This window comes from Peribacillus sp. P4_D6, assembly GCF_056401795.1.
Genome location: NZ_JBFUIQ010000021.1, coordinates 19701 through 39059, shown reverse-complemented (window position 1 = coordinate 39059; position 19359 = coordinate 19701). Strand labels below are relative to the sequence as shown.

Below are 19359 nucleotides of genomic sequence, written 5' to 3'. Positions count from 1 at the left end.
TAACTTATAAAAAAACAAGCTTCTAAAGAAGCCCAGGAAGGTTTTATGGAATCTCTTGTTCAACTAACCCGCCCCGTTTGTTCCTTAAGAAAAAGAGCTGCCACAGCAACCCTTTTATTAATGTAAAGCACCCGTTAGCCTAGGATATTAATATTTATTGCTTGTCATCAGGTTCTTCCGCATTGCCCATTGTTTTTTGATTTTTACTAAAATGATTAGCTATATATAAAAGTAAACCAAAACTTCCGCCAACAAGTACCCCGAAACCTGAACCAACAGCTAACCATTCCAAGGCATAAAAAACTATTACTCCGAGAAGAACATATGAAAAAACTGTATCAATCTTAAGCAAATCCCATCGTCTCCTTTACTGAAATATAAATTCAAAAGTGTTTTACTGTATCAAATGACCTGAAAGTAATGTAACCAAGCAAAGGTAAATGGAATGGAGAGATAATAAATATTCATTAAGCACCCTAAAATCATTACGTACTTTATGACTCTCTTCTTAATAAGAATTGATAAAAATAGTCCAATAACCGGTAATAGAATAACTGCTATTTGTATCGTTATATTTTCAAAAGTGTGCATCCCCCAAGGACTAACATTCATCAGACCCTTACTATGGATGAACAAAAAAGTTCCTGATAAGATCCAAATTAAACTAGTAATAAATATATATGTTACATTTCGCATCTTTATCTCCCTTTAAATTCGAGTCCCATATCTTCTAGTAAAATATTAACACATAATTCCATTTATTTGGCTCTTTATTACCTGAATTACCCTCCCCCTCATCTCCACAAAAAAAGGCCGCCGCAGCAACCTTCCTTTTTAAAGCACAATGTGATCACTTCATTTTTCCAATGCCATATTAACGGATTCGATGGCATGTATGACAGCTGTATCGAATAATGGCACTTTGGAATCCTCGGGTTTTACTAGTAATCCAATTTCTGTGCAGCCTAGTATTATTCCTTCCGCTCCATCATCAACTAACCCCTTGATAACCTTTTTGTAATAATCCCTTGAYGATTGTTGAATTTCACCTAAACATAATTCTTCATAAATCACTTTATTGATGACTTTTCTATCCTCTTCGCTTGGTATCAGGACCTTGATACCGTTAGTCTCAATTCGTGTTTTATAAAAGTCTTGCTCCATCGTATATTTAGTGCCAAGTAAACCAACCGTACTGATTTTGGACTTTTGAATTTGTTTTGCCGTTGAATCAGCAATGTGCAAAATCGGTAAACTGACTTTTTCTTCAATATATCCAATCACTTTATGCATCGTATTTGTACAAATTAGAATCATTTCGGCACCTGCCTTTTCCAAAGACAGAGCTGCATCGCCTAATAATTTGCCGGAGCTTTCCCAATCCCCTTCAGCTTGGCAGCGTTCGATTTCCTCAAAGTCCACGCTATATAAAATGCATTTGGCTGAATGCAATCCTCCTAATTTGGCTTTTACCTCTTCATTGATGATTCGATAATATTCCAACGATGACTCCCAGCTCATGCCGCCAATAAGGCCAATAGTTTTCATGAACATTCCCCTTTTCATTTGAAGATGGCTTACTTATCAGTCGAAAAACTCCATATGGGCTTTTTCTTGTTTGTAGTAATCTATTCTATTTTGTAAAGTCCCTGTATGAAACTCAAACTTATGACCATCTGGATCAGTGAAATAAATGGATTTCTTATCTTTTTCATCTCTTGGACGTCCTGACAGGATGTTTACATTCAATCCGATCAGTTTCTCGTACATGTTCATTAAGTCGGCTTCTTCTATGGAAAAGGCGATATGTGTGTATGATTGGCTTATTTCATTACGGGGAATATCTTTTTCTTCATTCAGGGCAATCCACATTCCATTCAAATCAAAATAAGCTGTGGTTCGGCCCTTTACTAATAATTTCGCATCAAAAACCTTCTGATAAAATTCTATGGAACTGTCTAAATCAGAAACTGAAAATAAAAAGTGATTCAAACCTTTTATAGACACATTACCACCTCATATTAAGATTTCCTTTTATTCGCCATTAAACGCTTATAGAGAGGATATCCGAACATGTAATACCCGGAAAACGAGAGCAGGATTAAGGATAAACCCGTCATTGTGAGGATACTGTATCTATACCAATCACCAAAGAAGGTTCCATCATGCAAAGTAATGAGGAACGTCGAGTAATCCGGATTTGTGGATAACACTTTTCCCGTACTCACATCCATTTGGACACCTTGACCGTTATTAAAGCGAACCTGGTACACATTTGCACTTGGCCTATATTCGATTCTAAATATATCTTCAACCGAATCCGCACCTGGAAGATCCTGAGACACAGCAATGGACACGACCTTCTCCATAGGTATCGCTTGATCTGGACTTGCCTCTTTCCCCGCCCTTAACTCATCAGCCACTCCGAGGGGTATCATATAAACAAGCACGAGGCCCGTTACTGCGATGAACATGAAAAAAATGGATAAAATCAATCCAGTCCATTTATGTACTTTTCGGCTTAATTGATACAACTTTACAGATTTCGACAATTCCATCACGTCCCTTGACTATTTTTCAAAAAAATTTTTCTTCATGACCACCCTATCTTTGTTTACAACATAATCATTCTTCAGATAAAATGCTTCTGCAAGCCCGTCATTGGCCGTTAATAGATATAGACTTTTAATCTCTCTCTTCTGCAGTTCAGCTTCTAAAGCTCGAAGCATTTTTGAGCCATGCCCTTTGCCTTGCATTTGATTATTCACACAAAGTTCTGCCAAATAATACGTTAAACCTTGATCAGACACTTTACTATTTCCAGCAATGAAACCAACTGGTTTATGATCAATATGAAATAAAAAGCCAAGAAATTTAGGTGTATGCAATAAGTCGGAAAGTCTCTCTTTAGCCGTTTCATAGGTCCATCTTTCATTCCATGGTTCACGATTAAAAACGTTCATGTAGAGTTCGATGCATAGCTCCAAATTCTCCGATGTCAGTGGTAACATTTCTGTCATATTCATGCTTCCTTTCTATTTTCATTAAAATTTTGTATATTAATCCAAATTATATCTTATCCTTGTTGAACTATCCTGTCCCTATAGGACCATAAAAGAAGAGCTGCCTAAGAAGAAGAAATGAAGGGGGCATACAATGAGCAGATTAGATAATTATGAGGTTCTAAAGAGAAATATGCTATTCCAGGCAGCATTAGCAATGAATAAAACCCGCTTTAGCTGACAGTCCAGTCCTGCCTTAGTGGATTCTATAAGAAAAAGGTCGACCGGATTTTTACTGGTCGACCTTAGTTCATTGATAACTGTTTCACGAATAGAACTCTATCTTGATTATGTCCGTCATAGTCAGAGTGGACTGAAACACCATCAATGAATGTATCTCCCTCTTCCATTTCAAATCCCATCTTGGTATGATAGGCGATTGAAGATTTGTTGACCGGAGACGTTACACAACGGACAACATTGCGGCCATTTTGATAAACGACATGGAAAAATTGATTATATAACTGTCTGCCGATATCATTTTTTCTGTATTCAGGATGAACTCCGACAAAGTGAATATTTGCCTCATCAGGCTGAGATTGAGATAGAATCCCTATTAGGAAACCGACTATGTTCCCTTCCTTTTCGGCTATGAAACTTGTATTTGTAAAATGATCAAAGAATAATTTCGGCAGCATATCAGACATTTGCCTTCCTCCCCACCATTCATTGATTAGCGGCGATATGGCATAGTAATCTGACCCTTTCACTGAACGAATTTCCATCCTTCTCCCCCTTTAATCATTAAGGCCTTTTTCACGAATTCATTCAATAATTAACATACCCCGTTAGTTCATTAACTTTTCATACGATAAATTACAATTCCACATATTACTGAAACTTCGCCAAATACCTTGATAGGCCTTAATCATATTATATTTTAATGATTTAAGAGACTTTCCCTTTAAAAAATGTGCATAACTTTTAATTTAATAGTAGATAAAGTATCATTGATTTTACAAGCAAAGACTAAATATTCTTACATTTCATCCTATTCCCTGAGATCCTTAATAGGCATTGGTAATGAGACATTCCCCATAAAAAAAATAAATAGGAGTGACTAAAGTGAAGGCACAAATCATTCAATCTTTTGGCGATCCATCCGTATTTCAGCTTGAAGAGGTTTCAAAACCCGAATTAAAACCTGGACATGTCCTTATTCAAGTCAAGGCTTCAAGTGTAAATCCTATTGATACGAAAGTCCGTGCTGGTGCAGTTCCAGCCGTTGCCCCCGAGTTTCCAGCCGTTTTACATGGTGATGTCGCAGGTTTGGTATCTGCAGTGGGAGAAGGAGTGACTGAGTTTAAAGTTGGCGATGAAGTGTTTGGATGCGCAGGTGGTTTTAAAGGGACTGGCGGTGCACTTGCAGAGTTCATGCTTGCAGATGCTGATTTACTTGCTCACACGCCGAAGAATTTGACGATGGAAGAAGCCGCTGCTTTACCACTGGTTGCCATTACCGCTTGGGAAGCATTATTCAATCGGGCACATCTAGTCCCTGGTCAGGATATACTGATCCATGCAGCAACCGGCGGTGTAGGCCACATTGCCATTCAGCTGGCCAAATGGCAAGGTGCGACAGTCTATACAACTGCCTCTTCGCAAGAGAAGCTGGAGATTGGCACGCGCCTTGGGGCAGATGTAACGATCAATTATCGAGAAGAAAGCGTTCACGACTATGTACAAAAGTATACAGACGGAAAAGGTTTTGACGTTGTGTTTGACACGGTAGGCGGAGAAAACCTTGATCGCTCTTTTGAGGCGGCTGCGGTACATGGAACGGTGGCAGCCATTGCTGCCCGTTCGACTCATGACCTCTCCCCAGTGCATTCGAAGGGACTTTCCCTCCATGTTACCTTTATGTTGTTGAAGATATTAAATAAGGACATGCATAAGCAATATGGAGAGATTTTGAAGAAGGTTGCCAAGGTGGTTGAGGAAGGTAAGCTGCGCCCGCTTGTGGATCCAAACATGTTCACCTTTGATGAAGTCTCAAAAGCTCATGAATACATGGAGTCAGGCAAGGCGATAGGGAAAATTGTTTTGAAAAATGATTGGTAAAGAATAGGCACTTTAACAACTTTATGTTCATTTAAAAATAGGCGGTACGGTGAAAATCTCTATAGATTCTCGCTGTACCGTCTTCTTTTATTTAATAGGACAATACCGCCTCTGATGTTGGGTATTCTTATTTAATAGAATTGCAGAAAACGGTACTCTGCCGTGTGATATAAATACCAGGTGCAATTTGGTTTAAATGATTGTTAAAAAGGAGAAAGGGAAAAAAAGGTGAGGTGACAAAATGATTTATCTGGAAATAGCAACGAAGCTGGTGATTGGGCTGGCTGGACTCCTGGCGGGGACATCAGTGTAAAGCTTCATTCTAAGGCAGGAAGCGTCACACCAGATATGCTTGACCTCAATCCTAGAGATGAAGCCCCTTCTATCTTAGTAATTGAGGAAGGCCAAATAAAAGAGGAAGAACTTCGATCCGTGAAAAAATCAAAAGAATGGCTTCTGGAAGGGCTTCAGAAGAGGAATTATAAAAAAATTGAGGATATCCTTTATAGAGAATGGTCAGAAACAGATGGATTCTATATACAGCCGTATCCCAAAGAAAACTCTCATATATAATAAAAAACTTGAAGATATTTTATTTTTCACACCGCTTAATTATAGACGGAACAGTGAAAACCTCTAAGATTCCCGCTGTACCGTCTCCTTTTATTTTTAATTGCCGTAAAGCACCAATAGGCTATAGTAATCGGAATTGGCAACTTTAAGACAGATTGCCATAGTAGACTCCTACAGGATAAAAAGGGCTTTCTGTCAAAATTGCTATATGGATGTTTTCAAATCAAAACGAAGCCCTTCACTCGTTTGGTGAATAAGTCGCCATCTAATAGTCCATCTTAACAAATGAAGCTACATGGAGGGAGGTTCTAGGCATGAGCCAAAAGCGTGATAAAGGCAATAGTCAGAAGGGAAAGGCTAAAAGCAATACAGTAGACCCAGTGATTGCAGCAGAAGACTTGGAAAAAGCAATTTATCCAACTAATAAGCCCCCGCGTAATGCTAAATAAGTACAATCTCGTGACTTCTTTGCTTTTCCAAAAAAAGCTTGCAGGTAAACGAAACTGAAGGGTCAAGCATACCGCTAACATGAAGGATTACTTGGCTCTTCATCGAAATAATAGACTTTTCGAATTTCCAAAATACCAGTCGTCATTATCTGGTGTATCTTCCCATCCAACGTATATATTTCTAATAGCCTGTTATTCGTTTCAATCACACCCCAAATGTTTATCTACATACATACTTTATCCATTCTTTATTAAACTAACCTGCCCCGATGCACAAGAAAAAAGCTGCCTTAAAGGCAGCTCTGATCTTTTTTAACGTATTAAGAATTTCAGCTAATCCTACTGGACACCATTACATAACCGACCGATATTCTCGACTTCAACAACGACTTCATCACCCGACTTGATCATGCAGCTGCCAGATGGTGAACCCGTGGCCAAAATATCGCCGGGCTCCAGTGTCATTACCTGTGAAAGCCAGCTGATTAAAAATGGAATGCTCAGAGACATTTCATTTGTATTTCCGTCTTGGACAACGCGGCCGTTTAAAGTGGTCACAATCCTTAAGTTTGTAGGATCTACCCCGGTAACGATACATGGTCCCAAAGGTCCGAATGTATCAAATCCTTTGCCCCGCGTAAACTGTGGATCTTTTTTTGTAAGATCTCTTGCTGTCACGTCATTAAATATCGTGCAGCCGAATACATAATCAAGCGCATCTTCTTCTTTAATGTTTTTTCCGCGCTTTCCAATGACAAGGGCCACTTCCCCTTCAAGTTCCACTTGATTGGATAGCTCGTTTGGAGGAAGGATAATATTCTCCTTGTCTGCAATAAGCGAAGATAAWGGCTTTAAAAATAGGAATGGTTCAACAAGGTTTGCCTCTCCACCCGTTTCCTTCGCATGACCTGCATATGTCCAGCCGAAATTAACCACTTTCGAAGGTTTTACAGGTTCCAAGATTTTCACGTCACTATATTTCAGCTCGACCCCGTCATACTTTATTTCCTTGTTGACAAGTTCAGCAAAACTGCTAGACAGTTGTAATATCATGTCATCCTCAACAATACCGTAATGTATATTGCCCTGTTGATTCTGATAGCGAACTATTTTTTGTGTTTTTTGTAGCACATGCATTATGAATAAACTCCTTTGATGAGTAAGATATACTTACCTCAGAAAATATATAAAATTCGGCTCTCCTCATAATCACAAACAAGCCCCCTGTAGGGGATAATACCAAACCCTTATGTCTGAAAATCTTTTTTATTACATGATGTTTTCTTTTTTTATATTGGTAGCATCTTGAGAGTGCTCCCAACATTCAAGATTTTCAAGACCTTTAATGCTGTCTTTATAAAAAACTGGATCTTGACCAGCCTTTTTCTGTTTCATATAATCACTTAATGCTGCAAAAGCTACTTTTGATAATAAGAGAACGGCAATTAAGTTTACGATAACCATCAAGCCCATAAATAAATCTGCTAAATCCCATACAAGCTCGACCTTTGCAACCGAACCGAATACAATCATGGCGAACGCGCCTATTCGATATAGAATCAACCACACTTTACTTTTGTGTAAAAATCGAATATTTGTTTCCCCATAATAATAGTTACCAATTAACGAACCGAATGCAAATAGGAAAACAAAGATAGCAAGACAGCCTGATGCCCAGGAACCGATGTGTTCACTTAATGATGTTTGTGTAAGTGCAATGCCAGTTAGCCCTGGTTGTTTATAAGCATCAGAAAGTAAAATAATAAATGCTGTACTTGTGCAGATGATCAGTGTATCCGTTAATACGCCAAATGCTTGAATAAGTCCCTGTTTCACCGGATGACTTGTTTTTGCCGTTGCGGCAACGTTTGGCGCACTCCCCATACCAGCTTCATTCGAGAATAAACCACGTTTAACTCCATTCATGAACGCAGCGCCTATTGAACCGCCTGCTATTTGTTCAAAGCCAAACGCGTTATTAATAATAAGAGAAAGAATTTCCGGCATTTTGGTTATATTCATTGCTACGACAAATAATGCCATTCCAAGGTATAACACACCTAGAATCATAACCTTGTATTCAGCAATTTTTGCAATACGCTTCACACCGCCAAAGATAATCACAGCGAAAGCAAGTGTCATGAGAATCCCTACGATTAAACGATCTGTACCAAATGAATTCTCAAAAGCAATTGTAACGGTATTTGATTGTACAGAATTGAATACAAGACCGAAAGAAAGCGTAATTAAAATAGAGAATAATACTCCCATCCAACGTTTGTTCAATCCTTTTTCCATATAATAGGATGGGCCGCCTCGGAAACCAGTTTTATCTTTCACTTTATATACTTGCGCTAACGTACTTTCAATAAAGCTGGTTGCTGAGCTAATAATAGCAATAATCCACATCCAGAATATCGCTCCAGGACCGCCTAATGCAATCGCAATCGCAATTCCTGTGATATTACCTGTTCCAACGCGAGCAGCCATACCAATACAGAAAGCTTGAAATGGGGAAACGCTGTCTTTAGAACTAGTTCTCCCTTCCATTAAAACACGGACCATTTCCTTTAACATTCGAACCTGTACAAATTTCAATTTAAATGTGAAATAAATCCCACAAGAAACAAGCATAATAACTAATAATTTTGACCAAAGGAATTCATTTGTTACGCCAACTACATCATGTAATAATTGTTGCATTCTATCACCTCTTATAAAAATTTACTAACTTAGAAGATACCTAGTTTTTTCACTGTAAAAATATCAACTTCATCAACTGATGAATTCTGTCCAAAATCAGGAGTTATATAGCCGCCAAATATTTGAATTAATAGCCTTGATGGCAGTATCTCAAAAATATAATGTAATATCTGCTGCAATCGATGTTTCCATCATTTCTTTTACCTTTTTAGGATCTGTTGTTTTTCCTAGCACCCACATCAATTTCGGCACGATTGCTTCTGTGTTCATATTTTTAGAACGTACTACACGATTATGGTCAATTTTCCGACCGACTTCATATATCCCCATGTCTTCTCCTTCTTCTAGACATTGAGTCGTAATGACAACAGATACACCGTGCTCTATTAATTCAATTAATTTCGCCAAAATGTTGCGCACTTGAAAAGGAACACCACCACTTCCATAGCTCTCCACAACCACTCCTTTATACAAATCTTTAAGGCAGTCAAAAAATTCTGGCTTTATCCCAGGATGTAATTTCACAACCGCTACATCTGTACAAAGTGATGTATCTAATTGAATGTGTTTCTTTTTTTGAATATGAATCGATTCATTATATTCAATATGGTCATCATGCATCGATGCAACATACGGATAATTAATACTTTCAAAGGCATCATAGCTTTTCGTTCTAAGTTTAATCGCTCTTGTCCCTTGAATGACTTTGCCGTCAAATACAATATATACCCCACCTATATCTTCACAAGCAAAACGAATAGCATCTGAAATGTTTCGTTTTGCATCCGTTTTACTATACGAAATAGGAATTTGCGAACCTGTAACAACAATCGGTTTTGATGCATCTTGTAACATATAAGAAAGTGCAGCTGATGTGTAAGCCATTGTATCGGTACCATGAGTAATAATAAAGCCATCGTATTGATCGTAATGTTCGTAAATAGCATTCGCCATATCTACCCAAAACTCTGGTTGTATGTTGGTGCTATCAATGTTCATTAACTCTTTCGTATCAATACGGCAACGTACATTTAATTCAGGAATGTAACTTAATAGATCATCGGCATGCAGTTCAGGTACAAGTCCGTTTTCTCCTTCAAGTGAGGCTACTGTTCCACCAGTCGCAAACAACATTAATTTTTTCAATGATAATGGCTCCTCTATCTCTTTTTTACAATACGTTTTTTAAAAGAAAGTATTCAATTCGCGTATGTTTATTCGATTCGCGTACTTTCCATGTAATTATAGTAACATAAATATAATAATTCAAGATAAAAATATTCAATTTTCGTACACTTCCTCCACTTTTAGAATCCACAGAATGGTGCTTGCTTCCTGAATCTGAGCTGAGTTATTACAAATAATAAATATCAAAAAGATGATTATTTCATTAAGATACTTAATTACAACTTAGATGAAATTAAGCCTAAAAACTCATATACATCAACTTGTTTATATGTTGTCAATGAGAATATTATAGTTTTTATATACGTGAATCATTAGTGAAATAATTTAAAATCTTTAATTAGGGGACAATTGATTTTATCCCATGTCGGATAATATACCGTCTGTCCAGATTTAAACATACAGTATCCTTAAAAATATCACGCAAAAAAAGCGATCATACGTTCAAAAGGCCGCCAATTGGCGGCCTTCTTATGGCGCTAACGCACCTGTTAGTTCATACAGGTTTGTTGGGTTGACACAAACTGTGAGGTGAAAATTAAGTTAAAAAGGACAAAAAAGATTACTCTTTCTTATCCTTTTCAAGTAAATCAATTATTCTATCAACTTTTGTTCAATGCTTTCTGATTTGCTTGGCTGTTTAGTAACGAGAGAAAGAAAAAGAAAAAAACACACCAGAAAAAATCCCAAATATAAAAATAAGGAAAACTAGTTGAAATATCAAATCACCAATATTCATATTAAATCCTACCTTTACTTCAATAAGGGGGTGCCGCAGCACCCCCTTATGAAATAAATCCCCTTTAGTTGGATAAGTTAAGCTACGATCTTCAAAAAAAAACCACTTAATTGAAAAACGTCTATTGATAGCAAAATAAATTATTATTTTAATCGGGGATTTTTAACTTTTATGTTAATAATTTGTATTATGTAAACCAGGAAAGTTAAATATATTGTGTTTAATGATGTCGGTATATGTTGTTTTATGTAGATTGAAATATAGAATAAATATGAACCCCATTTGTTACAAAAAAGTTCACTCAATATGTTAAGTTGGAGACTATCTTCGTTAATTATTAATTACTATAATTTGTCTTACTTGAGTTATTATATTTTTATTTATCACTTAATAATAAATACTTATATTGTATGTTTAAACGGGGTTTTAAAGAAATAAAAGAGGGAAGATATGAAAAAATTAAATGATCAACTATTGATAGACTCATACCTTAAAGCAATTGAATTAGACTTAGAAAAAAAATTCATCCTCGTTCTAGAAGAGGAATTGAAGAGAAGAGGTCTACCCCTTATCGATCAAAAAGATAGGAGTAACTAATTAGTATATGCTTTAAACTGTAATTCTTTGCTTTGTTTTTTAACCCATACTAATAATTCTTGTTCCTTAGTCAATTCTCTGTATAAGACTCGATCAAGCTGTAAAACTAATTAACTCTCTAAGATTAACCTTTTAGTGTCAAAAATATTGACTCAAATCCACTTTTAGAATTAATTAAATCTCTTACTTGAATTTCGACATAAACTTTCATTTGTCCTTTATGAACTAAACTGTAAACGGATTGATACGCAAATAGCATTGTTGAAGGAGACTTCTAATTAATATTCGTTAAGGAGTGATGAAAGATGATAAGCGTAACAGTAGATAAGTTAAAGTTCAAACAACAATTATCGGTGATTGAACAAATCACACTGAAAGATTTTCTGTATACCTGGGTAGGTAGCTCAAGCAAGGGATTTGACGATTTTTTTCACCTTGAGTACACAGTAGATGTATTTGCCAAAATGGAAAAAACGACGAATGACAACGATTTGTTGATTTCTGATGATGATTATTTCAGATACATAACATTGACGGAAGATAATCAAATTGTGATAGGTGTTTTAGATATGAATTCAGAATTAAAACATAGAATAATTTCACTAGATAAGATTAAATAATTCTTCGTTTTCTTTAATTCATACAAAATGAGGCAGCGTGGTACACTGTCTTTTTTTATTTGTTCACTATATGTCTTATGGGACGTTACTGTCCTGCCCCAAAAAAGCTGCCTTAAAGACAGCTCAGAGCTTCAGCTAATGCACCCGTTAGTTTTAGTAGATTTCTTCACATCCTTTTTAGTATTTCAGTTAATACAGGAATGCCGCCGTATGACGATTCTACAAGGAAGCTAACATTCTGAATTTCTATGGTTTTTTCCAACTGAATAAAAATCATGTAAGAAATATCAAAATATGATAGTATTTTCTATGTCATACATAATTTAATAATTAATAAAGAAGGAGCTAACTAGACATGAACATAAAAAAATATCTAGGAATCACGTTTCTATCAGTTACACTATTACTTTTTGGATCTATCACTGTTATCCATAGCTCAGCAAATAGTAATCCAAAAGAAGAGAGAGTAGAAGCAACTTCAACAAATCCAAAGTTAAACAATGTGAAAATTTTAGCTACTGGTGGAACGATTGCAGGTTCTGCTACGTCCAATACTGACACAACTGGTTATCAAGCAGGTGCACTTGGTGTTGAAACACTAATTAAAGCTGTTCCTGAACTAAAACAAGTAGCAAATGTGAGTGGTGAACAAATCGCCAATATTGGCAGTAACAATATGGATAATAAAACTTTATTAAAGTTGGCGAAACGAATTAATGAGTTATTAAAATCTAAAGACGTTGATGGTATTGTCGTAACGCATGGAACAGATACCTTAGAAGAAACTGCTTACTTTCTGAATCTGGTCGTAAAAAGCAACAAACCTGTCGTGATTGTTGGATCAATGAGACCGGCTACAGCTATAAGTGCAGATGGACCTTTAAACTTATATAATGCTGTAAAAATTGCTGCTAGTAAAGATGCTAAGAACAAAGGTGTTTTAATCTCATTAAATGACCGGATAGGTTCTGCGCGTTATATAACAAAAACCAATACAACCATGACAGATACATTCCAATCGGAGGAACAAGGCTATTTAGGAGCAATCGCAGGTAATAAAATATTTTTCTACAATGAACCTACTCGTAAACATACAACCAAATCGGTGTTTGATGTATCAAAACTAGATACACTTCCTCAAGTGGACATTATTTATAGCTATCAAAATGATAGTAGATATTTTTACGATGCATCTGTGAAAGCAGGAGCTAAAGGGATTATAATAGCAGGTGAAGGAAACGGTTTAACTTCTGATACTTCTTTTGAGGGTGCTAAAGACGCTGTCAAAAAAGGCGTGATTATTACTCGCTCTAGCCGTGTAGGAAATGGTATTGTTACGAGAGAAAAGATTGACGATGAAAATAATTTTGTTACAGCGGACTCACTTAATCCTCAAAAAGCACGTATTTTGACGATGCTTGCATTAACAAAAACAGATGATCCAAAAGAAATTCAGCAATTTTTCAACGAATATTAATCATTAAAATTAGAAATTTCTTGATTAACTAAAAGTGAATGAAATTTAAAGCATACGATGGTATAAATCACCAACGTATGCTTTTATTTATTTTTGTACTAAGTTGAACTAAATTGTCCTAGTTGTATAAAGAAACAACTGCCCTCAGGGAAGCTCAAATTTCAGCTAACGCACCCATTAGCAAAAAACTCTTTACTTAATATTCCTAATATAATCATCCGTTTCATTATAAGAATTTATCTGATTCGTATTTCCTCTATTTTTCATATAGTAGAAGAGATAGCATAAAATAATAAAAGGTACTCCACAATACAGAGCAATTCTTTGGCTCGCATCAAAAGCAAGACCTATACAAGAAGCAAGACACAAAACACAAGCAGCAATGGGTACAAAAGGATAAAGTGGTGTACGGAATTTTAAATTTTTAATATCTCCACCCATTTTCAAAAAATGTTTACGGAACATGTATTGAGATAAAACAATCCCTATCCAAACTACTACTACTGCAAATCCTGATATAGCCACAAGTACTACATAAACTGTATCAGGTGCAAATACACTAGATAATAGAGATAAACAAGCTACTGCCATACTTATAACTAAAGCATTCAATGGTACTCCATTTGACGTTATCTTTCCAAAAAATGAACTTATCATTTTCTCATTTGAAAGAGACCATAACATACGAGTAGATGCGTATAGACCAGAGTTTGCTACTGAGAGTAAAGCTGTAATAATAACAAAGTTCATAATATCAGCTGCATAAGGAATTCCAATGTTGTCAAAAACCATCACAAATGGACTTTCAATGACTCCTGCTTCTTCCCAAGAGATTAAACCAGATAACACAAAAATTGCACCAACAAAGAAAAACATTGTTCGCCAAATTACATTTCTAATAGATCTAGGAACGTCTTTTTCTGGATTTTCACTTTCTCCAGCAGCAATGCCAATAAGTTCTGTTCCTGAAAAGGCAAAATTAACGGAAATCATGGCCATAAAAACTGGAAGCAGGCCATTTGGGAAAAGACCCCCATCTGCAGTGAAATTAGAAAGCATGGGGGCAGAGGCTCTATCATCCATTGGAATAAATCCAAGCATTGCAGATCCTCCAAGTACAATAAATAAGATAATAGTAATTATTTTAATACCTGAAAACCAAAATTCGGTTTCTGCAAATATTTTTACTGAAAAGGAATTAAGTAAAAAAATTAGAATCGCAAAGACGGCGCTCCACATCCAAACAGAAGTGTTAGGAAACCACCTCTGCATCAACAGTCCAGAGGCAGTAAATTCGGAACCTACCGTTACCACCCAAGTAAGCCAGTACATTAAACCAATAGTAAATCCAGTAGCAGGACCGATATATTTGGTAGCGTAAGTTTGAAATGAACCTGTTACTGGCATAGCAACAGTTAGTTCGCCTAGGCATAACATGACAAGGTACATGATTAATCCGCCTACTAAGTAAGCGAGAATCGTACCTCCTGGTCCAGCTTGGCTAATTGTATATCCACTGCTCAGAAAAAGACCCGTTCCAATTACACCACCTAGCGAAATCATGAACAAATGCCTGCTTTTCATTGAACGTTTCAACTGGTTTTCATTGGTATCATTTGTGTTTGGCATCTAGTCTCCTCCTCGTTTACTACTCTACAAGTACTTATTTTAATAGATAACAATATACAAAGTTTATATTCTTACAGAAAAATCAGAATCTTTAATATAAAGACTGACCTGCACAGGTCAGTCTTTATGTCATCATATTGTTTTATTATTAACTTTAAAACAAACAACTTTTGGTTCAGTCATTTCTTGAAGTGCAAACTTAATTCCTTCACGACCTAATCCAGAACCTTTTACACCTCCGAAAGGCATCGCATCTATGCGATAATCTGAGCTATCATTTACCATAACTCCACCTACATCAAGTTTACGTATTGCTCTAAATGCCTTATCTAAATCACGAGTGAATATACCTGCTTGCAGTCCGAAATCTACACGATTAGATTGGGAGATAGCTGTATCAAGATCAGGAACATTATAAATGGTAACAACTGGGCCAAAAACCTCTTCAGTTGCCAATTTACAATTTTCTGGTACGTTAACTAGAACGGTAGGTTGATAAAAAGACCCTTCGCGTTTTCCACCACATAGCAACTTTGCACCTTTCTCAACAGCTTCATTTACCCAACTTTCAACACGTTTTGCTTCTTTTTCGGAGATCATTGGTCCCATATCTGTTTCTTCTAATAATTTATCACCTACTCGATATTGTTGAGTACGATCTATAAATTTACCAATAAAATCATGATAAACACCTTCTTGGACATATATTCTCTGTACCCCTAAACAATTTTGTCCTGCTGCCCAAAATGCTCCAGAAACAGTTGATTTCACAGCTTCTTCTAAATCAGCATCTTTCAATACAATAACGGGTGAGTTTGATCCAAGCTCCATACATATCTTTTTCAAACCTGCTTTTTGAATAATTGCTTTGCCAGTGGCAAGTCCTCCTGTAAAAGAAATCATTCGTATAGCTGAATGAGTAATTAGGCTATCTCCCATGTCACCTGGATGACCAGTAATGACGGATAAAATTTTCGGTGGCAAACCGGCTTTTTCAAAAGCTTCTGCCAATAAGAGAGCACTTAATGGTGTTACAGTTGCTGGTTTTACAATAATAGCGTTCCCAGCAGCAATAGCAGGACCCACTTTATGTGCAACAAGATTTAATGGATCGTTAAAAGGTGTTATAGCTACAATAATGCCAATAGGAAAACGATAATAGTAACCTATGCGATCTTCGCTTCCGGGCATTTGATCAAACGAAATGGTTTCTCCATGAATTCTCCTTGCTTCTTCAGCACTTATACGAAGTGTTTCAATACAACGCAGTACTTCTTTTCTTGCTTCTTTAATTGTTTTACTTCCCTCACGAGCAATAGTAGTTGCATATCTTTCCTTATTTTCAAGGATCCAGTCCGCAGCACGATGAAGAATAGCAATTCTTTCGTGTGTTGGCATATCTGCTGCTATTTTAACTCCTTTTTTTGCTTCTTCTATTGTATATATGACGTCGCTTTCATTAGCAGCAGGAACTGTTGTGATTAAACTATGATCMTGTGGATCCAAGACTTCAATGCATTTATCACGAGATACCCATTCCCCAGCAAGAAACATCTTATTTTTATTTATTAATTTGTCAGTAAATATCATACAAAATCACCTCAAGATAAGTAATTTTTAACTTATAACTTTAAGACTGAAACGAATTATAATTATAATTGATCACGGTTAATGTTGATTAAATCAATAAGAATTGAGAATCCTGTTTCTTTACGTCCAGCTCCGGCTCCAATTAAGGTAATCGGGCCCGCTAAATCACAATCATAAGTAATAGCATTTTGTGCACCTAAAACTCCAGCTAGAGGATCTGTAAGAGGTATAGCTTCAGGTCCTACCTTTGCAATGACTTTATCGCCATCCTTTATACATTTAGCAATTAACTTCCATCTCTTCCCTTCAGATTTTGCCCACTCAATGTCCTCTTCCGTAAGATGACTAATTCCTTCACATTCTACTTCTTCTCGTTTCATTGGAATACCCATTACAATGTTAGCAAGAATGGTAGCTTTATATTGAGCATCATATCCCTCAACGTCGCTAGTCGGATCTGCCTCTGCATAACCTAGAGCTTGTGCCTCTGACAATGCATCTTGATAACTCAATCCTTCTTCCATTTTAGTTAGGATATAATTAGTTGTTCCATTCAAAATCCCCCGTATTTCAAAAATGCTGTTCCCTGCCAATGAACTCAGAGGCATTCTTAATGCTGGGGTTCCACTCATAACTGTTCCTTCAAAGCCCCAACGAACATCATTTTTTTTTGCTAATTCAGCTAACTCTTGATAAGCTAGAGAAACCGGACCTTTATTACTCATTACTACGTTCTTTTTGCTTTCAAATGCTGCTTTACAATGATCAATGGCAGGTTGGCCTGTTTTTACATCAGTAAAGGTAATTTCAACAACAGTGTCTGCATTACTCTCACGTATTGTTTGAAAAMTATCCCACCCTCTTACCAAGCCAGGGGTCTCAGGGTAACTATCTAATTTTCCTGTTTCCTTTACAGCTTGTAATGCTAAAGAAAGATCCAACCCCTTTGGATCATAAAGGGAACCTTTCATAACATCAGAAATAGCAACGATTTTTGCATCAAAGTTAAACCCACTACGTAGTGACTCACTTTTATCTTGTAAAATTTCAGCTAACCCTTGACCAACTACACCAAATCCAAGTAATGCTATCCTATGTGTCATATTTCAATACCTCTTCCATTAGTTATATTTTATGCTTTCAACTACAGCTAACAGGGTAATTGGATTCTAAGTAAGAAAAAGCTTGCTCTAAATCTGCTATAAGATCTTCTGTATCCTCGATACCTACAGAGATACGAACTAAACCTTCTGGGATACCAAGGGCTTTACGCTCTTCAATAGTACATTCAACATGGCTGGTCGTTCTTGCGGGCCCATATATCGTTTCAACGGCTCCAAGATTTCCAGCTTTGTTTGCATATTTTAATTTTGATAATAAAATTTTGATAGCTTTCATTTCTTCTTTTAATACAAAACTTAATATCCCACCGAACCCTCTCATTTGTTTCTTTGCGATATCATGATGTGGATGCGCTTCCAATCCCGGGTAATAAACTGCGTCAACAAGCTTTTTCTCTTGAAGATACTTTGCAATTTCCATTGCACTTTTTTCTTGTTGCCGTACACGAAGCTTTAACGTTTTCATCCCTCTTAAAATAAGGTAGGCTGACCACGGGTCCATAGTTGCTCCATTAATTTCACGAAAATGATAGACTTTTTTCATTAATTTTTCAGAGCCACATACTATGCCACCTAATGCATCTGCATGTCCACTTAAGAATTTAGTTGCACTATGGACTACAATATCAACTCCTAATTGAAGAGGATTTTGATTAATTGGAGTAGCAAACGTATTATCTATGATAACTAATGCACCCACTGATTTTCCGACTCTTGCTAGCCTCTCAATATCAGTAACTTTCATAGTAGGGTTAGTAGGAGACTCTAAATATAGCACTTTACACCCTTTGGCCACTTCAGCTTCAATTTCTTTATGGTTTCCGGTATCACACAATGTCACATCGACATCAAGATTGGGCAAGAATTCAGTAAAAATTTTATTGGTTCCTCCATAAGTATCTTTAACTGATACAACCCGATCTCCCGGTCTTAGAAATGTATATAATGTACTACTAATAGCAGCCATTCCTGAAGAAAAACCTACAGCTTCCTCTGCCCCCTCGAGTATCCTCAATTTTTCTTCCAGGGCTTGAACAGTCGGATTTGCCATTCGATTATAGGTATAACCAGGTTTATTTCCAAGGGCAACTTCTTGCCATTCATCCACGTCATCGTAATTGTAGGCTACACTAAGAACTACTGGAACTTGGGTTGCATTATATGCAAGAGATTCTTTTTCTCCTGCCCATACCGCTTTTGTTCCATCTTGCACATCTTTAAAGTTATTCTCACTCATATTTTTCCACCTCTAATTTTATAACTTTGTAAAAATGGTTTTGTTGAAACATGTATTTTATTTTATATATAATATATTGTATATTTTATACTCCAACCTCCTCCCTTCCACATTTCAGTTTTCACCTAATGTTATCTTGGGTTTATTTCTAAACATTAAGGTAACAAATGAAAAAATATACTTTATACTTTATATTATATATTGTATATAGTACAGAATAGTCTGAAAATATTTTACATATCGAATTATATAATTAACTTATCTTTTTTTCAATGCTTTATTTTTTTATTCTTAAAAATTCTTTAAACAGCATTAT

At 36.3% G+C, this 19359-nt stretch carries 18 protein-coding genes and 1 pseudogene; 6 read left to right on the top strand and 13 right to left on the bottom strand.

What is annotated here, in order from left to right; genetic code table 11:
* Positions 1-154 precede the first annotated feature (154 nt).
* From AC1DVB_RS09660 to AC1DVB_RS09635, 6 genes are all read right to left on the bottom strand, one after another.
* Positions 155-352, bottom strand: a complete 198-nt coding sequence (locus AC1DVB_RS09660) for a hypothetical protein (protein ID WP_063575108.1) — start codon at positions 350-352, stop codon at positions 155-157.
* A gap of 503 nt (positions 353-855) precedes the next feature.
* Entirely contained in the window at positions 856-1548 is a 693-nt protein-coding gene (locus AC1DVB_RS09655) for an aspartate/glutamate racemase family protein (RefSeq protein WP_063590049.1), read from the bottom strand.
* Between the two features lie 36 nt (positions 1549-1584).
* Complete coding sequence (gene fosM / locus AC1DVB_RS09650) at positions 1585-2007, bottom strand: FosM family fosfomycin resistance protein (RefSeq protein ID WP_098187213.1); 423 nt, start codon at positions 2005-2007, stop codon at positions 1585-1587.
* A 14-nt stretch (positions 2008-2021) separates the two neighbouring features.
* Complete coding sequence (locus AC1DVB_RS09645) at positions 2022-2552, bottom strand: PepSY domain-containing protein (RefSeq protein ID WP_477589083.1); 531 nt, start codon at positions 2550-2552, stop codon at positions 2022-2024.
* 18 nt (positions 2553-2570) lie between these two features.
* Entirely contained in the window at positions 2571-3020 is a 450-nt protein-coding gene (locus AC1DVB_RS09640) for a GNAT family N-acetyltransferase (RefSeq protein WP_477589081.1), read from the bottom strand.
* Positions 3021-3307: 287 nt separating this feature from the next.
* Positions 3308-3787: a GNAT family N-acetyltransferase gene (locus AC1DVB_RS09635; protein WP_477589079.1), complete on the bottom strand. Its 480-nt coding sequence runs from the start codon at positions 3785-3787 to the stop codon at positions 3308-3310.
* Between the two features lie 340 nt (positions 3788-4127).
* On the opposite strand from AC1DVB_RS09635, the gene AC1DVB_RS09630 reads away from it, so the two are divergent.
* From AC1DVB_RS09630 to AC1DVB_RS09620, 3 genes and pseudogenes are all read left to right on the top strand, one after another.
* On the top strand, positions 4128-5123 hold the full coding sequence (locus tag AC1DVB_RS09630) for a zinc-dependent alcohol dehydrogenase family protein (RefSeq protein WP_230134564.1): 996 nt from the start codon (positions 4128-4130) through the stop codon (positions 5121-5123).
* Positions 5124-5411: 288 nt separating this feature from the next.
* Positions 5412-5696: pseudogene (locus AC1DVB_RS09625) on the top strand (YetF domain-containing protein); the annotation flags it as partial.
* 314 nt (positions 5697-6010) lie between these two features.
* A complete protein-coding gene (locus AC1DVB_RS09620; protein ID WP_258832098.1) occupies positions 6011-6145 on the top strand; it encodes a hypothetical protein in 135 nt (44 codons plus the stop codon).
* A gap of 339 nt (positions 6146-6484) precedes the next feature.
* On the opposite strand, the gene AC1DVB_RS09615 is transcribed toward AC1DVB_RS09620, so the two are convergent.
* The 3 genes from AC1DVB_RS09615 to AC1DVB_RS09605 form a co-directional block, all read right to left on the bottom strand.
* On the bottom strand, positions 6485-7282 hold the full coding sequence (locus AC1DVB_RS09615) for a fumarylacetoacetate hydrolase family protein (RefSeq protein WP_034304454.1): 798 nt from the start codon (positions 7280-7282) through the stop codon (positions 6485-6487).
* A gap of 132 nt (positions 7283-7414) precedes the next feature.
* Complete coding sequence (locus AC1DVB_RS09610; protein ID WP_477589076.1) at positions 7415-8848, bottom strand: alanine/glycine:cation symporter family protein; 1434 nt, start codon at positions 8846-8848, stop codon at positions 7415-7417.
* A 150-nt stretch (positions 8849-8998) separates the two neighbouring features.
* A complete protein-coding gene (locus tag AC1DVB_RS09605) occupies positions 8999-9994 on the bottom strand; it encodes an asparaginase (RefSeq protein ID WP_098865048.1) in 996 nt (331 codons plus the stop codon).
* Between the two features lie 1228 nt (positions 9995-11222).
* Between AC1DVB_RS09605 and sda the strand changes: the two genes are divergently transcribed.
* The 3 genes from sda to AC1DVB_RS09590 all read left to right on the top strand — a co-directional run bounded on the left by sda (position 11223) and on the right by AC1DVB_RS09590 (position 13466).
* Positions 11223-11369, top strand: a complete 147-nt coding sequence (gene sda, locus AC1DVB_RS09600; RefSeq protein WP_063576836.1) for a sporulation histidine kinase inhibitor Sda — start codon at positions 11223-11225, stop codon at positions 11367-11369.
* A 305-nt stretch (positions 11370-11674) separates the two neighbouring features.
* Positions 11675-11989, top strand: coding sequence for a hypothetical protein (locus AC1DVB_RS09595; protein WP_063576837.1), 315 nt, complete (start codon positions 11675-11677; stop codon positions 11987-11989).
* A gap of 355 nt (positions 11990-12344) precedes the next feature.
* The gene (locus tag AC1DVB_RS09590) at positions 12345-13466 is read left to right on the top strand and encodes a type II asparaginase (protein WP_377333177.1); all 1122 of its coding nucleotides are present in this window, start codon (positions 12345-12347) and stop codon (positions 13464-13466) included.
* Between the two features lie 192 nt (positions 13467-13658).
* Here the strand turns inward: AC1DVB_RS09590 and AC1DVB_RS09585 are convergent, their stop codons facing one another.
* The 4 genes from AC1DVB_RS09585 to AC1DVB_RS09570 all read right to left on the bottom strand — a co-directional run bounded on the left by AC1DVB_RS09585 (position 13659) and on the right by AC1DVB_RS09570 (position 19043).
* Positions 13659-15095, bottom strand: a complete 1437-nt coding sequence (locus AC1DVB_RS09585; RefSeq protein WP_082854680.1) for an amino acid permease — start codon at positions 15093-15095, stop codon at positions 13659-13661.
* A 132-nt stretch (positions 15096-15227) separates the two neighbouring features.
* Positions 15228-16685: an aldehyde dehydrogenase family protein gene (locus AC1DVB_RS09580; RefSeq protein WP_477589073.1), complete on the bottom strand. Its 1458-nt coding sequence runs from the start codon at positions 16683-16685 to the stop codon at positions 15228-15230.
* Positions 16686-16747: 62 nt separating this feature from the next.
* Complete coding sequence (locus AC1DVB_RS09575) at positions 16748-17788, bottom strand: homoserine dehydrogenase (RefSeq protein ID WP_477589071.1); 1041 nt, start codon at positions 17786-17788, stop codon at positions 16748-16750.
* A gap of 37 nt (positions 17789-17825) precedes the next feature.
* Positions 17826-19043 (bottom strand): cystathionine gamma-synthase family protein, encoded by a 1218-nt coding sequence (locus AC1DVB_RS09570; RefSeq protein ID WP_454862222.1) that lies wholly within the window; start codon positions 19041-19043, stop codon positions 17826-17828.
* Positions 19044-19359 lie beyond the last annotated feature (316 nt).

Bases quoted from the DNA above. Each gene is read 5' to 3' on its own strand.
- AC1DVB_RS09640 (WP_477589081.1), bottom strand. From the start codon at position 3,020: ATGACAGAAATGTTACCACTGACATCGGAGAATTTGGAGCTATGCATC.
- AC1DVB_RS09635 (WP_477589079.1), bottom strand. From the start codon at position 3,787: ATGGAAATTCGTTCAGTGAAAGGGTCAGATTACTATGCCATATCGCCG.
- AC1DVB_RS09620 (WP_258832098.1), top strand. From the start codon at position 6,011: ATGAGCCAAAAGCGTGATAAAGGCAATAGTCAGAAGGGAAAGGCTAAA.
- AC1DVB_RS09610 (WP_477589076.1), bottom strand. From the start codon at position 8,848: ATGCAACAATTATTACATGATGTAGTTGGCGTAACAAATGAATTCCTT.
- sda (WP_063576836.1), top strand. From the start codon at position 11,223: ATGAAAAAATTAAATGATCAACTATTGATAGACTCATACCTTAAAGCA.
- AC1DVB_RS09595 (WP_063576837.1), top strand. From the start codon at position 11,675: ATGATAAGCGTAACAGTAGATAAGTTAAAGTTCAAACAACAATTATCG.
- AC1DVB_RS09590 (WP_377333177.1), top strand. From the start codon at position 12,345: ATGAACATAAAAAAATATCTAGGAATCACGTTTCTATCAGTTACACTA.
- AC1DVB_RS09585 (WP_082854680.1), bottom strand. From the start codon at position 15,095: ATGCCAAACACAAATGATACCAATGAAAACCAGTTGAAACGTTCAATG.
- AC1DVB_RS09570 (WP_454862222.1), bottom strand. From the start codon at position 19,043: ATGAGTGAGAATAACTTTAAAGATGTGCAAGATGGAACAAAAGCGGTA.